9 protein-coding genes are annotated in these 16,293 nt (G+C 36.3%); 3 read left to right on the top strand and 6 right to left on the bottom strand.

Annotation, left to right across the window (positions count from 1 at the left end; all coding sequences use genetic code 11):
• Positions 1-6: 6 nt before the first annotated feature.
• The 5 genes from ACSVDH_RS10435 to ACSVDH_RS10415 form a co-directional block, all read right to left on the bottom strand.
• Positions 7-1,608 (bottom strand): ATP-binding protein, encoded by a 1,602-nt coding sequence (locus ACSVDH_RS10435; protein ID WP_439249373.1) that lies wholly within the window; start codon positions 1,606-1,608, stop codon positions 7-9.
• A gap of 401 nt (positions 1,609-2,009) precedes the next feature.
• The gene (locus ACSVDH_RS10430; protein WP_439249372.1) at positions 2,010-3,947 is read right to left on the bottom strand and encodes a glycoside hydrolase family 127 protein; all 1,938 of its coding nucleotides are present in this window, start codon (positions 3,945-3,947) and stop codon (positions 2,010-2,012) included.
• A gap of 107 nt (positions 3,948-4,054) precedes the next feature.
• Positions 4,055-5,113, bottom strand: coding sequence for a LacI family DNA-binding transcriptional regulator (locus ACSVDH_RS10425; protein WP_439249371.1), 1,059 nt, complete (start codon positions 5,111-5,113; stop codon positions 4,055-4,057).
• Positions 5,114-5,302: 189 nt separating this feature from the next.
• Positions 5,303-7,123, bottom strand: coding sequence for an ABC transporter ATP-binding protein (locus tag ACSVDH_RS10420; RefSeq protein ID WP_439249370.1), 1,821 nt, complete (start codon positions 7,121-7,123; stop codon positions 5,303-5,305).
• 9 nt (positions 7,124-7,132) lie between these two features.
• Positions 7,133-8,887, bottom strand: coding sequence for an ABC transporter ATP-binding protein (locus ACSVDH_RS10415; protein ID WP_439249369.1), 1,755 nt, complete (start codon positions 8,885-8,887; stop codon positions 7,133-7,135).
• Positions 8,888-9,401: 514 nt separating this feature from the next.
• Here ACSVDH_RS10415 and ACSVDH_RS10410 point away from each other — a divergent pair.
• From ACSVDH_RS10410 to ACSVDH_RS10400, 3 genes are all read left to right on the top strand, one after another.
• On the top strand, positions 9,402-9,866 hold the full coding sequence (locus tag ACSVDH_RS10410; RefSeq protein WP_439249793.1) for a CBO0543 family protein: 465 nt from the start codon (positions 9,402-9,404) through the stop codon (positions 9,864-9,866).
• 187 nt (positions 9,867-10,053) lie between these two features.
• Positions 10,054-10,638 (top strand): anti-sigma factor domain-containing protein, encoded by a 585-nt coding sequence (locus ACSVDH_RS10405; protein WP_439249368.1) that lies wholly within the window; start codon positions 10,054-10,056, stop codon positions 10,636-10,638.
• Between the two features lie 258 nt (positions 10,639-10,896).
• Positions 10,897-12,420: an MDR family MFS transporter gene (locus ACSVDH_RS10400; protein WP_439249367.1), complete on the top strand. Its 1,524-nt coding sequence runs from the start codon at positions 10,897-10,899 to the stop codon at positions 12,418-12,420.
• Positions 12,421-12,520: 100 nt separating this feature from the next.
• Here the strand turns inward: ACSVDH_RS10400 and ACSVDH_RS10395 are convergent, their stop codons facing one another.
• Positions 12,521-16,267 (bottom strand): bifunctional 2',3'-cyclic-nucleotide 2'-phosphodiesterase/3'-nucleotidase, encoded by a 3,747-nt coding sequence (locus tag ACSVDH_RS10395; protein WP_439249366.1) that lies wholly within the window; start codon positions 16,265-16,267, stop codon positions 12,521-12,523.
• Between the last annotated feature and the right edge of the window lie 26 nt (positions 16,268-16,293).

Here is a 16,293-nt window from a genome sequence, read left to right as displayed (position 1 = left end):
CTTACTTTATTCCTTAAACTTTTTTGGAAGGTAAACTGTAAAAATAGCCCCGCCATTTTTCTCATTGCTAACTTCAATCGTTCCATTTAAAGCTTCTACGATTCGTTTCACATTAAAGAGCCCGTAGCCTCTATTTTCCCCCTTTGAGGAGTACCCTAATGTAAACAATGAATCGATTAAGTCTTTGGATACTCCTTTCCCACTATCTGCCACTTCTATAATAATATCGTTGCCAATACTTGAGATTGAAAAAGTAACTTTTTTTTCGTTTTGATGAATTACTGCTTCGAATGCATTATCAATCAGGTTTCCAATTATGGTGATAATGTCCGTTACCTCAATATGATTTGGCAAAGGTTCGACATAACTATCTGGATCAATTTCAAACAGTATTTTCTTTTCAGAAGCTTTTCCAAGTTTACCTAGCAAAATAGCTTGAACATTAGCATCATGTATTTGATTAAATAAGATCTGATTTTGATGTTGATGGATGTTGGATTCTTTTTGGATAAAATCAAATGCATCCTGGTAACGTTTTAATTGAAGCAATCCCGATAATAAATATAATTTATTTGCGTATTCATGTGTTTGAGCCCGAAGTCCCTCAGAATAATCGCGAACCTCCGAAATCGTTTCGATTAGCTTTTTTAATTCCGTTTTATCGCGAAAACTGGATACGACTCCAACTACATGTTCATCTTCAAAAATTGGGATTAAATTAAAGATATACATTTTATCATTTATCTTGACCTCAACATTATGGATCGTTTTTCCCATTTGTAATACTTCATCTATCTCTAAATTTGGGATGACTTTGTGAATATGCTTGCCTTTAATACCATCCTCAAGAAGATGTAGCATCGACTCTGCAGAATGATTAACTAACGTAATAAAACCTTCCTGGTTAAGGGCAATAATCCCTTCCTTGATCGATAAAAGGATGGCACTTCTTTCCCGAAATAAAGAAGAAATTTCATGGGGCTCTAACCCCAATGTGTCTTTTCGAATGCTTTTTGTTAGAAAAATGCCACCAATAATTCCCAGCACAAAAACAATCGTTGAAGCGACCACTATTGTTTTGATCCTATTAATTAAGTTTTGGTAAATGTCTTTTTCTAAAAATTCAACCGATACTGTTCCAATCACCCTAGTGTAATCACCATAGTCTGCGATAATCGGAACCTTCCCAATGATAACTGAACCTTCTGTACGTTCGACCTCAAAAATGTTTGATCCTCCAAATAGCAGTGCGTGATAATTGGTGTGATCAGAACTCATTGTACCGACTTTATTCGGAGAAACATGCGAATAAATAATTTCTTTACGGTTTTCAATCATGATATTTGCCGCGTGCACTTGATCTTTAACCTGTTCGGCAATTGGCCTGAAATTCGTTTCTAAATTATTTTTCTCGATCGCTTCCCTAAGCTCAGGCATTAGGGATATCGTTTTAGCTGTTTGTAAGGCTAATTGCTCGACCTGATTCCTGGTATCAACTGATTGCAAGTAAGCAAAGATGCTTGCAAGTAGAAAAATGATGATCAAAATCAACGTGCTTATTAGACCCAAAATCTTTGTTTGAAGAGTAATTTTTTTAAATTTGTACATGCTCATAACCCTTTTAAATTAATGGTTTACTAATGATCCTACTATTTTCACATACTAAGATAGAGGGTGCAACATGTCAGATAACTCAAAAAAGAGCTAGAGAGGATCCCCTAGCTAAACAAATCAACCTGATAACACTCATAATGAAAGCTCCCCTTTAATTGAACGCGCTTCCATTCCGAAATAATTGGAACATTTAAAATATTCTACTCTACTATAAGAGAAGTTCCATAGTGGGTAAACATTATGGTTTTTTTATACTTAAAAGATGATAAGAGTATATTATTCTTTTTATACTTAAAAGTTATTTTGTTCATTTTATACAAAAATAAGAAGCCAATATAATAAGCGCCAATTTGGCGCTCTTTTACAATTCATTTTATTTTTGCGATCGTTAAATCTTATCTCTTTTCATTTATCCAAACGATCATTTCACCTGGTTCACGGTTGCACCAGGCAAAGTAAGGTACTGCTTTTATTTTAATTGTATTTACATGGTCCTGAACTGTACGATATAGTTGATTTTCCCAGCCATCCTCTAGTATTTGTTCAGCTTGACCTGAAATGACAACAACCCCGTCTAATAAATCCCCCTCAAATGCAGCTGTTAATTCAGCGTTTCTCGGCAGGAATATGGATGGTAAATTCCTTCCATTGTCTACTTCCTCAAGACAATAAACAACAGGACCACGCTGGAGTGCAACTTTGCCGTTATTATTTCGAACTCTTGGATTTGCTTGAATACGTTCGATGTCCATTTGTAAGGATAATTCCACTGAATCATTTTCTTTCCATACACGATTAAGGTAGACATAACCATTTTTCATGAGGTTCTGATGATCCACAATATCTCCATTGACTTTTACACAAGCACCTTTTGACCAGCCAGGTATTCGAAGTGCCAAGGTAAATTCTTGCTCAGAATGAGGAGATACTACTATTGAAATATGACCATCCCATGGATAGTTTGTCTTCTGTGAAAGTCCAACAGACATTCCTTCAATTTCTACAGTTGTTTCATGTCCCAAATACAAATGAACAAATAATTCCTTCTCTTTTTGAGAGTATATATAATGGCCAATGGATGCTATTAATCTAGCAATATTTGGCGGGCAGCAGGCACATCCGAACCATTTTTGTCGGACTGGCTTAATATGCTTTTTATCGTTTCGTTTATTACTAGCTTCCGGCTGTACCTCTAATGGATTTACATAGAAGAACTTCTTCCCGTCTAAATCCATTCCGCTAATGGTCCCATTATATAATGCCCTTTCCATTACATCGGCATATTTTCGGTTCACTTCAAGATCGAGCATTCGTTTTGCCCAAAATACCAGCCCGATAGAAGCACATGTTTCTGTATAAGATAGGTCATTAGGCAGATCATAATCAAATGAGAATGCCTCACCAAAAACCATTGAACCAATACCTGCAGTAATGTACATTTGCTTTTGTGTTACATTTTCCCATAAAGCTTCACATGCTTTTTTTAAGGATTCATCGTTTGTCTTTGCAGCAAGATCTGCCATGGCTGTATACATATACACAGCACGTACAGCATGGCCAACTGCTTCTTTTTGCTCTCTAACGGGAATATGTGCTTGATGATAAGCATAGTCATCATTGAACCAAAATGGCTTCATGTCATTTCTTTCTTTTTTCTCAATATCAAAATAATGCGGTTGTTTACCTCGCTCATCAATGAAATATTTACTTAAGTTTAAATACTTTTCATTTCCTGTCACATCATACAATTTTACTAATGCTAATTCAATTTCTTGATGACCTGGGTAGCCTTTTCGCTTATGATCTTCAGGACCAAAAATTGAATCAATATGGTCGGCATACTGACACATAATATCTAAAAATTGTTTCTTCCCTGTTGCTCTATAATAAGCAACTGCAGCTTCGATTAAATGGCCTGCACAATATAATTCATGATTATCACGCAAATTCGTCCAACGTTTCGATGGTTCCTTCACTTGGTAATATGTATTTAAATAACCGTTTTCATCTTGAGCTCTGCCTAATAAAGCAACCACTTCATCGACAATTTGCTCAAATTCCTCATTAGACTCGTTTTCCAAGCTAAACGCAACAGCTTCGATCCATTTCGCCACATCACTATCCTGAAATACCATTCCAATAAACTCACCCTCCGCTTCACCTGCGGCAATTCTGAAATTTTCAATAGCATGACTTGGAGGGGTATCATGAAGGCGGTCATTTAAGGCTTCCCATTGATATGGAATGACATGATTACGAATAACCTCTAGGCGTTTTTGCCAAAAAGCATCTGTGATTTTAATATTTTGCTTACTTTTTTGTTCAATTTTCATTATATATCCTCCTAGTAGAGCTATTATTTTAATTGGTGGCAAGCACCGTTTTTTGAATAGCAGAATTATTTACTTAATCGTTTCACTATGATATGAACCCGTCATTGTCAAGAAGATAAGTCCTCTGTTACAGTACTGACTGATTCTCTTTCAATCAATTCACAGTTTAACGTTATTTTTAATTCCTTGTAATCTGATAAACTACCGCTGATTAATTTGTTAATCATTTCAATTGATAAAAGCCCCATCTTTCTTAATGGTAAACTCATCGTCGTCAATCTTGGAGAATAATATGCGCTAAATTCCCGATTATCAAAGCCAATGATCGAGATATCATCTGGTACTTTATAACCTAATTCATTGCAAGCACGAATAGCACCAATAGCCATCTGATCATTCATAGCAAGAATCGCAGTTGGAAGGTCTTTTGTTGTAAGGAGTTCTTTTGTCAGGGAATATCCAGAGTCAAATCGCCAATCTCCTGGCTTGAGATAAGCAGGGGTAAAGATAAGATTATGTTCTTTAATTGACCTATAATAGCCTGAATATCTAGAGTGAGAGGACATGGAATCAATAAGACCGCTGATCAAAGCAATTTTTTTATGCCCTCTTGAAACAAGGTAATTTGTCGCATCATATGCAGCTTGCTCATCATCGTAATTGATCGAGCAGTGAAAATCATTTGTTGTATAGCAATATGTAAAAAGGATCGGGGTATCGATTTCCGGAATGATTTCCGTTACATCTCTTGGATGCAAACCAATATATATAATGCCATCGACTTTTTTACTAATTAATTCATCCATTCTTCTTTTAATTACTGATTGTATAGCTTTCAGATCTTTTATGTTGCTGCAAGAACGTTTTTCCAAGCGAATATTTGTTAACAATATTGAAAGCCCAAGCTTTTCGGCATTTTCATTTATTCCATCGATAATCGCTGGTGCATTAAATACAGTTATATCTTCAAGAATGACACCAATTGTATTTGTTTTTTGCAGTTTAAGGCTCTTGGCAATTAAATTGGGGCGATATTTTAATTCTTTTATTACTTGTAGGACTTTCTTTTTCGTTTCCTCACTTATGTTTCCGCTTTCATTCAACACATAAGAAACCGTAGCAATTGAAACATTTGCTCGTTCAGCTATATCTTTCATTGTGACCATCTGCATCGCCTCGTCCTGTTTAATCGTTTAAACTATTTTGATAATAAACTAGTACAACGAAAAAAACAAGCTAATTTTCTGAATTTTCTTTCTACAAAAAATGCGATGTTCTTCCACTTGCTATGACGGATTTTGTCTATTAAGATAACGAATAAACGGCAAAAAAATAAGAGATGAAAACTCCATCTCTTAGCCAACATCAAGCATATTAAATTGCGCCTTAACAAGTCCGTAGTAAATTCCTCTTCGGTCCATCAGCTGTTCATGATTTCCTTGTTCCATAATATTTCCATGATCAAGTACGATAATATTGTCTGCCTCACGAATAGTCGAAAGCCGATGCGCAATCATGATTGCTGTACGTCCTTTTAATAAGGTTTTTAACGCTTTTTGTATTTTGATTTCTGTTTCTGTATCAATACTCGCTGTTGCTTCATCCAAAATGATAATGGTTGGATTAGCAAGCAATGCTCTTGCAAAGGAAATTAACTGCCGCTCTCCGACAGATAGGACATTCCCTCTTTCCTCAACCTCTGTCAAATATCCGTTTGATAATTGTTGAATGAAATCATCTGCGCCAACAGCTTTCGCTGCTTCCATAACCTCCTCATCAGATGCAGTAGGACGACCAAAGCGGATATTATCAAGAATCGTTCCAGAAAAAATAAACGTATCCTGAAGAACCACACTTATTTTTGATCTTAAGTCTTCAATAGAAAGTTCTTTAATATTAATTCCATCGATTTTCACTTCACCAGCAGTCGCGTCATAAAAGCGGCTAATTAAGTTGGCAATAGTTGTTTTTCCTGAGCCTGTATGGCCAACTAGAGCAACGGTTTGGCCAGCATCGATTGAAAGAGATATTTGATTTAATGCCTTTCTTGTTTCATCATAGGCAAATTCAACTGATTCAAAATCGATTTTGCCTTCCATATTTTTAAGATAGATAGGATCTTTCGCCTCTGCAACAATCGGTTTTTCATCCATATATTCAAAAATCCGTTCCGAAGAAGCCATCCCCATTAAAAGTTGATTATATACCTGGCCAAGTCTTGAAATCGGCTCCCAGAACATTCCTAAATAAAAGGCAAAGGAAACAAATGTACCAATTGTAATCGAACCGCTTGAGATAAGAGTTGCCCCAAACCAGAGTAAAATGGCTGTACCAATCGCATTTGTCATCTCTACCATTGGCGTAAACATCGCATTACGCCTCGTTGCATTTTTCCAGGACTGAAAATTTTCAGTATTCACACCATCAAAAAACTCAATATTCTCTGTTTCTTGTGTGAACGATTGAGTAACACGAATTCCTTGAATTGACTCGTTTAAGTGAGAATTCAGCTTTGACTGCTTTAATCTCACCGTTTGCCATGAGCGGCGGATTTTTTTTCGCAAGCTTGTTGAAATAAAAAACATTAACGGAACAATGACCAAAATGGCAAGAGTAAGCTCCGGACTTAGTGTAAATAGAAGAACAACAACCCCGATGAGCAGGAAAAAATCCATTAATAGATTAATAACTCCACTCGTAAACAGCTCTTGTAAGGAATTGATATCATTCATGATTCTTACTAAAATCGACCCGGCGGATCTCTGGTCAAAAAAACGATGTGAAAGAGACTGAACATGTGTAAATAAATCTTTGCGCAAATCATAAATGACGTTTTGCCCAAGCATATTCATCCATTTTATGCGAAACGTATTTGCTAAATAAGATAATACGTACAATCCTGCAATGGTGATGACAAGAATCGTTAATAGATTCATATCATTATTTTTAATAGCATGGTCAAGCGTATATTTCCCTATTAAAATAGGAGCTGTTAACCGAACAACAGCAGAAACAATTACAGCAAGAAAAGCAAGCGGCAACAGGTTTTTTGAATAAGGCTTTAAGTAGCTTAACAGCCTCCACATCTGTTTCCAGTTAAACGGCTTATCAATAACGGTATCGGTTGAATAGCGGAAACGCTCCTTAATAACCAGCTTTTTATCTTGATTCTTCATGTATCACACCTACCCTACAGTAGACTGAAGAACAGCCTTCTGGTCCTTATATTGAATATCATAAATTCTTTTATAGTATCCCTGGTTCTCGACTAACTCATCATGTGTTCCTCTTTCAATAATGGAACCATTGTCAAGAACAAGGATTTCATCGGCATGCTTCAAGGAAGAAATCCGGTGAGCAATGATAAACGTTGTTCTTCCCTTCATGACTTCTTTTAACGCTTTTTGAATATTAAATTCTGTTGTCATATCAACAGCACTTGTTGAATCATCCAAAATTAATATTTTAGGATCAACACATATCGCTCTTGCAATAGAAATCCGTTGTTTTTGCCCACCTGAAAGTCCCATTCCTCGTTCACCAAGCATTGTATCATACCCATTTGGAAGCTCCATAATAAAATCATGTGCTTGCGCCCGTTTAGCTGCATCAATAATTTCTTCCATTGACGCATCAGGTCTTCCATAGGAAATATTTGCTTTTATCGTTGATGAAAAAAGAAATGATTCTTGTAAAACCACTCCTATATTTGAACGAAGTGTTTTTAATGAATAATCAGATATATCTCTGCCATCGATAAAGATTTCACCATTTGTAGGGGTATAAAACCTTGTCATTAATTGAGTCAAGCTAGTTTTTCCTGATCCTGTTCCACCGATGAGCCCAATGATTTTACCGGCTGGGGCATCAAATGATACATTATTAAGTGCTAATGCATCCTCTTGCTTATAACGAAGGCTGACATTCTTAAATGTTACATGCCCTTTAATAGATGAAACATCGACTGTATTGTCTTTATCACGAATCGTTTCATCTGCTTCAAGTATTTCAAGCAAGCGTTCTCCTGACGCCTTTGATTGTGAAAACATATTAATGACAAAGCCCAGATGCATAATCGGCATCATCAAATACCAAACTAAGCTAAAAAATGCAACAAGCTCACCTGGCTGTAACCCTCCTCGCATAACGAGAACGCTTCCATATGCTAGTAAGGCCACAACACTAATGTTTCCGATTAGCTCCATAAGTGGAAAATACTTTGCCCATACTAATGAAGTTGATAAATAATTATCTTTATAATGACCATTTGCTTGATTGAATTTTGATATTTCAAAATCTTCCCTCGATAATGCTTTCACTGTTTGAATGCCGCTTATATTTTCTTGCACATTTGTGTTCAGTTTCCCAAATGATTTTCTGATATTCCGAAATGCGGGATGTACTCTTTTATCAAAACGGTAGACAGCAATTGCCAAAAATGGTAATGCAGCAATTGTCACCAGTGTTAACGGAACAGAATAGATAAACATAACGGTTAAAGTTCCTGTAACTAAAAGAAAGAAACGAACAAGCTCAGAAAAACCAAATGATAAAAAGAACCTGAACCCTTCAACATCTGCTGTAAGCCTTGACATTAAATCCCCTGTTTTTGCATTGTCGTAATACGCAAAAGGCAAACGTTGAAGTTTTTCATATAGTTCATTTCGCAGCCGATATACAGATTGAATCCCAAACATATCCCCTAAATACTGATGAAAAAAAGCTGAAAATCCTTTTACCGCCATTAATGATAAAAACCCGATTACAATCCATGGAATGTAGTCATACTGCTCTTTTAATACAATTTCATCAATTGTTAGCTGTAAGACAATAGGATAAATAACGGTTATTGAGGTGATAAATAAAACAAAAAACAGTGACACTAAAAAATACTTTTTATAAGGCCAATAAAAGGATTTCAATTTTTTAAAGGTCTCCATGAAAACTCCTCCCGTCTAAAAGACGAATTGTTTAATTTTTACATTCGTTATAAATATGGCGGCATACAAATAAATATATCGGCAATCGAAATAATTTTCTAGCCCTTATTTCATTTTTCTGAAAATCACATCATTAGGTGGAAGATGCCTCCTTCTTTTTGACGATCTGTCTACGACTTTTGTATGAGAAGATAGAAATACGCATTTAACTTATTGTTCCAACCACTCCTAAAGCTCCTTTAGAAACAAAATAAAAAAGCAACCTGCAAAATGAGGTTACTTCCATACCTTTAAAACGATATGCAATTAAAGCTTATTTAAGAATTCTCAAATGAACTTTTTCACCCTATAAACCATCCTATGCTTTTGTGTATAGTTTAACAAATTTAGGAAATACTTTTAACGAATTATATAATATAAGAGGACTTTTATGTACTTATTATTTATAATTACTGTTTTTACCCTAATTGTATTCCTTTTTATTGACGCGATCAGCTAAGATTATTATCCAACGATTCAATACTACGTCATTTGTAATCTCCTTTATAATTTTGTCTTTTATCAGCATACTTTATGGAGGTATGAAGGATATCCTTCATGGTTAAAACATTCAATCATTGAAATTGCCTTTACATTGATCGTTGTCCCGATCATGATACACGTTTATCTTCATTTTTTTCCTTCTGGCATAAAAGGGTCAGCATATATTGCGGCATGGGCTCTCTTCTTTTGGATAACAGAAGTTATCTTTAATAAAAGAGGGAATTTTATCTATGAAAACGGCTGGAATATTTGGTGGTCACTCCTTTCTAATATGATCATGTTTCCCGTCTTAAGAATCCATTATAAAAAAACCATTATTTGCCATCATTATTTCTATACCTATCATTTTCCTTTTGTTATTGTTCTTCCATCCCTCTTTAGGAGAGTTAAAATAAAGCAAGACTTCTTTATCAGTGGATTTATTTTTTGGATATAGGAAAATTACTAAGGAATCTACTAAAATTTCAAAAAGAAGACTGTCTAACATAGGATAACCTTTAGCGACAGTCTTTTTTAGTTTAGCTATATCGACTAGTTAGTTACGAATTTCTTTCCGCATAAATAGGAAATAAGATATGCCGAAACATAGAAGAGTAGCAGCTATTAATCCAATTAGCTGAGGTGTGATTAATAATAAACTTTGGCTTAATGGAAGAGCGCTTGGAATCGCTCCAACTACCTGCTCCATTGTTAACGGCCCAAGCGTACGGACAGAAGGTGTACAAATTGAACAGAACAAAAAGTTCCTCAGTTCAACTTTCATTTGGAAAACAACAAGTATTGCCGCTTTATGTGTTGCAGCTTTCTTTGGCATCATAAATAGTCAGCATCAGGAAAAAGTAATTGAACCAACCTCATCAGAAACGATGTTTGTAATGAATTCTGATACAGATCTCTATGAATTGAATTCAGAGACAAACGACCATTTAAAAGGATATTCCTGGGTCAATAATCGAACAGAGGAATTGTATTTATTTGTTGATGGACTGATCCCCATAAAAAACAAGGATTACCAAGCATGGGTAAAAACAAATAACGGATTACACGATGCAGGCATTTTACAATTATTAGATAGAAGCGGACAGCTTTACCTAAAAAATAAACCGATTGATGATGCTGAATACATTATTGTCAGTATTGAACCAAAAGGAGGGAGCCGTTCTCCTACAAAACAAGATTCTTATTTCATTCGATTTGATGCCAGGTGAAAAAATATTCTACATGTAAGAGTGCTAAATGAATTCTATTTTAATTTCACTTGGCCTCTTTTCTTTTTATCCCAATAAATTCACCTGTGGATTTCCATTGCATACACTCCGTCTTTAAGCAGAGTTTCTGGCGCACTCTAAAGCTTTGGAGTTATTTATAAATCCTAACTTTTCCTTTTAACAATTTGAGTTATATAATGATGAAGTACAAAAGAAACAAGTCGTATCTAATCATGATTGTTGAAGGGAGAAAAATATATGGAACAAGGAAGCAATCAACGATTCATTATTGCCGGATTATTATTGGCTATCTTAATGGCGGCAATGGATAATACGATTGTAGCAACTGCTATGGGAACAATTGTTTCTGATTTAGGCGGATTTAACAAATTTGTCTGGGTTACATCAGCATATATGGTGACGACAATGGCTGGGATGCCGATATTCGGTAAACTTTCTGACATGTACGGCAGAAAACAGTTCTTTATTTTTGGATTAGCTATTTTTTTAATAGGCTCTGCGTTATGCGGACTTGCTCAAAACATTGTGCAATTAAGTATTTACCGTGCCATTCAAGGGATTGGCGGCGGAGCTTTAATGCCGATCGCCTTTACCATTATCTTTGATATTTTCCCTCCAGAAAAACGCGGAAAAATGACAGGACTCCTTGGAGCGGTTTTTGGGGCTTCGAGTGTATTAGGACCGCTATTAGGAGCTTATATTACCGAGTACATAAGCTGGCATTGGATATTTTATGTAAATATTCCAATTGGTTTAGTTTCTTTATTCATTATTTATCGTAACTACAAAGAATCACCACAACACAGCAAACAAAAAATAGATTGGTGGGGTGCGATTACCCTGGTGATTGCCGTCGTTAGCCTAATGTTTGCCCTTGAGTTAGGTGGTGAAGAATATGCATGGGATTCCGTGCAGATCATTGGTTTATTCGTTATTTTTACCATCTTTTTTATTGCATTTTTCTTTATTGAACGTGTGGCAAAAGAGCCTATCATTTCATTTTGGTTATTCAAAAAGAGACTTTTTGCTACATCTCAATTATTAGCCTTCCTATATGGAAGTACATTTATTATTTTAACTGTGTTCATTCCAATTTTTGTTCAAGCAGTCTACGGTGGTTCAGCTACAAGTGCTGGCTTTATTTTAATGCCCATGATGCTCGGGTCTGTCGCGGGCAGTGGAGTTGGCGGTGTTTTCCAGACAAAGACGAGCTTTAGGAACTTGATGATCATTTCCGTTATTTCCTATTTTATTGGCATGTATTTGCTTGGAACGCTTACTCCTGACACAAGCCGGATGTTATTAACCATTTACATGATTATCGTTGGCTTTGGAATGGGTTTTTCTTTTTCCCTTTTGCCAACTGCTTCCATTCACGATCTAGAACCGCGCTATCGTGGAACAGCAAACTCCACGAACTCATTCCTGAGATCCTTCGGAATGACTTTAGGAATTACGATATTTGGGGTTATCCAAAACAATGTATTTACAGATAAGATAAAGAAGGCTTTTAATAATATGCAAGGTGGTCAAATGGAAGGGCAACAATCGTTAAATCTCGGAGACCCTCAACAGCTCTTCCAAGCCGGTGAACGCGAGAAAATCCCTGACTTCATTTTGGATAAAATTGTCCATTCAATGTCTGACTCAATTACAACTACATTTATGCTCGCATTAATTCCAATAGCCGTTTCTGCTGTTATCGTCCTGATGATGGGGAATGGGCGAGTTGAGACGAAAAAGAATCTAAGCAAAGGGTAAGAAAGTCGATTTTTTAGACAAATATGCTGGGCAATTTCATTATTGCCCAGCACATTCGATTGCCACTTATGATAAAAATATTTATAATTTTAAAGTTTTATTAAGATTGGACTTGCTTTGTCTTACGTCTTACAAAAAATAGGGCTACACCACAGACGATGATCACAATACCTGCTGCTAGTAAATTATATATATTTGTAGCAGTACTTGGTAATGAATTTCCTGAATTAGGAACATCACTATTTTTGGTACCATTACCTGAAGCTGAATTATCTTTACCTGAATCTTTCTCCTCATTATCATTTACAGGGTCATTACCAGGTTGCTCTTCAGGATCTTCTCCTTGGTTTTCTGCAGGCTCTGCTCCGATGGTAATTCTGCCTTCAGTTTGAGCATTTACAGTACCTATTTCATTCAGATATTCTTGGAAAACTTCATAATCGGGGATGAACAGTTCCGTCATACGGCCATCTTCTTTTGCAGCTTTAAATGAAGCATAGCCATCCCCTCCATCTGCAAGATAAGCATTGGTAGCAACTGTGTAAGTTTCACCGAGATTAATTTTTTCGAATCCATTTTCCGTTTGAACCTGCACACTATGAACACGGCTACCAGCTGGTTTTGCAGGATCATAGCCAAATTTTAGACCTGCAACCTGTGGAAAGCGGCCTGCTATATCTTCCACTTGACTTACTCCATTCTCAAGGGCATCAATTATTTCTTGACCTGTCAAATCAAGCGTTACTAATGTATTGGCAAACGGTAAGACCGTTAGTACTTCTCCAAGAGAAATTTCACCCTTATCAATTGAAGCGCGGATTCCACCGCCATTTTGAATAGCAATTGTGGCACCAGTATTTTGTTTTTGTGCACGCCAAAGCATTCCATCTGCTATTAAGTTTCCAAGATTTGTTTCTTTTGTACGAACATCTTCGCGTTCACCATTTAAGAATACTGATGTTTCACCAACAATTTGATTTTTTAATTCTTCGATCGGCTCAGCTAATTCAGCCAAACGTTGAGCAGCTGCAGCGTTTTCCTCAATTATATACTGACCATTTTCATCTTGTGCATCCAGATCGATCAGATTTTGCTCCCACTCCTGAAGAACACCATTTTTATTAAATGTTACGTTTGTATTGCCTAAATAGTAGCTGTATTCTTGTGCCGATAAAATAATGGTCGGTTCAGTATCTTGGTTATATACTGTTGGTTCTTCGAGGTATGTATGACTGTGTCCGCCAACGATTACGTCAATTCCTTCAACCTCTTCCGCTAACACCTTATCATTGTTATAACCAATATGTGTTAAGGCAATGATCTTGTTAATGCCTTCATTTTCAAGTAATTTTACTGTTTCCTTTGCCTTTTTGATATGATTATTAAAAGAAATATCCTTACCAGGATTTGAAAGAATCGCTGTTTCTTCTGTCGTTAATCCAAAAACACCGACCTTTTCACCTTCCACATCCAAAATAGCTGCTGGATAAATCCCTTTCTCCCCTGAATTTGCGAATTTGTCCTTAAATAATGGCCCTAGATGACTGTCTTCTGAGTAATCGATATTAGCGCTTACTATTGGAAAATTTGCCTTGTTAATAAAGTCTGCAAAAACACTAGTCCCTTTATCAAATTCATGATTTCCAGGTACCATGGCATCATATTTCATCATGTTCATAAATTCAAGGTCAGCTTGTCCGAGGTATTGATTAAAGAATAATGTTCCTGAGAAAACATCACCTGCATCAAGAAGGATCGAATGATCAGCAGCTGCTCGGACTTGCTCTACAGCAGTAACACGTCTGGCAACATTGTCCAGATGAGCATGGGTATCATTCGTATGCATAATCGTAAGATTCCACTTATCTGATCCTACCTCTAATTTATATTTACTAAACCCAGTATCTAATGTTTCAAGAAATTTAATCGTATCCGTATCTTCAGTAAACTGCTTTGCTTCTGTTGATGATTCAAAGGTTACGTTTACATTTCCAAAAATCGGAGCAATTGACCAGTTGTTATCTGCTGAAGGATTTACTTCGCCTTTTTCCATAATATAATTCATTACCGCTTGACGATTTTCATCTGGAAATTGTTCAATGATCTTTGAAGGCAGATTTCCAGGGAAATTCCCTCCGCCTGAAGCACGATAGTTATTCGTTACAACTAGAAACTCCTGGTCTAAGTCGATTGGCTTGCCATCATACATTAAATTTTTAATCCGTGATGATTCACCATTGATCAGGTTTCCCTTAGTATCATATTTAGCCGGTTTTGTTACATCAATTTGGTATGTAACACCGTCAATCACATCATAATTGTAGGTTGGAAATTCTGTATTGATTAAACTTTGTTCTTCTGTTGAAGCAGGATCAATTTGATTGAACTGACCCGCTGACATTTCTAACCATTCCTTCACTTCAGCACCAGTTATTTTCACAATTTGAACTGTATTGTCATAAAGGTAAAGGTCACCAATATTTTTAATGGCTAAATCACCTTTTGGGATATTTGTATAATAATCGGCTCCATTTCTCCCTCCTGCTTTAAATGGGGCACCAACCGATAATAATGGCATTCCTTCATATCCAGTTCCCTTTAACTTTTGTTCAGCATACCACCTTTGAGCATCTGTTACGATTTGAATGGAAGGATCATCTTGAACAAGGGCAAAGAAACTATTAATTGGAGCTGTTGTTGTCCCAACACTTTTTCTGACATATTCCAAAGTAGCGTCATGGGCACTCTTTACAGCAGCAACCATTTCCTGGTTCTTTTCAGTAACACCTGAAATGGATTCGGCTGTTGACTTGGAATCAATGACATCCCATTCCTCTTCGCCATTAACGACCTCAGTTCTTTGTAAAGTAAGGTCAATCATCCCTAAATGGCTCCCCCAGTTTTTCGGCATGACAACTGGTACACCATTAACTGTTCCCTTTTCATTATCAATATTTGCAGCCCCATTAAATCTTGAGTCGCCTGGGAAGAGGTTATGCTGATGGCCAGATACAACAGCATCAATATCTGCTACCTGTTTTGCTAAATCAAATACAGCATTTTCAGAGCCGCTTTGACCTTCATTTGGATCAATGCCCGTATGTGCAATAACGATGATTAAATCTGCTCCCTGTTCCTTCATTTCAGGAACAATTTTTTTGGCAGATTCGACGATATCCTTCGTTACAACCTTTCCGTCTAAATGCTTCTTATCCCATACGTTAATTTGCGGCGGTACAAACCCGGTAAAACCAACTTTCACTTTATGAGTTTCACCATTATGATCAACAAATTCTTTTTCAACAATTTCATAAGGTTTAAAATAGTAATCATTTTGATTGCCTGCATGGAAGACATTAGCGTTTACCACTGGGTAATTGGCATCATCCATCGTTTCATTTAAAAAGTCTAAGCCATAATTAAATTCATGATTCCCCACGGTTGCAGCGTCATAGTCCAATAGATTCATAGCAGCGATTATCGGATGAACCTCTCCATCTCTTAATCCTTGTTTATAAACATATTCACCTAAGGGATTTCCTTGAATTAAATCACCATTATCTACTAGAATACTATTCTCTACCTCAGCTTGACGCTGCTTTAATAATGCAGAGGTTCTTACTAAGCCAAAGTTTGTGACGGATTTGTCCCCATAATAATCATAATCCATAATATGGGCATGGATATCCGTCGTCTCCAAAAGCCTTACATTCATGGTAACAGGTGTATCTTCAGCATGTGCAATGCCTGACAATGATGAAAATGGAAATACACTTAGAGCTAGAGTTGATGCCAGAGCACCATAAAAAATTTTCCGCTTAAATATACGATTCAATCTTTTCCTCAAAACATTTCCACCTTTCCATTTTTTTA

The organism is Metabacillus sp. Hm71 (assembly GCF_051842955.2).
Lineage (GTDB): Bacteria > Bacillota > Bacilli > Bacillales > Bacillaceae > Metabacillus.
This window is presented reverse-complemented; position numbering and strand designations above follow the sequence as displayed.

Excerpts from the sequence above, each read along its gene's own strand:
- ACSVDH_RS10400 (WP_439249367.1), top strand. The coding sequence starts at position 10,897 with ATGGAACAAGGAAGCAATCAACGATTCATTATTGCCGGATTATTATTG.
- ACSVDH_RS10420 (WP_439249370.1), bottom strand. The coding sequence starts at position 7,123 with ATGAAGAATCAAGATAAAAAGCTGGTTATTAAGGAGCGTTTCCGCTAT.
- ACSVDH_RS10435 (WP_439249373.1), bottom strand. The coding sequence starts at position 1,608 with ATGTACAAATTTAAAAAAATTACTCTTCAAACAAAGATTTTGGGTCTA.
- ACSVDH_RS10425 (WP_439249371.1), bottom strand. The coding sequence starts at position 5,113 with ATGGTCACAATGAAAGATATAGCTGAACGAGCAAATGTTTCAATTGCT.
- ACSVDH_RS10415 (WP_439249369.1), bottom strand. The coding sequence starts at position 8,887 with ATGGAGACCTTTAAAAAATTGAAATCCTTTTATTGGCCTTATAAAAAG.
- ACSVDH_RS10430 (WP_439249372.1), bottom strand. The coding sequence starts at position 3,947 with ATGAAAATTGAACAAAAAAGTAAGCAAAATATTAAAATCACAGATGCT.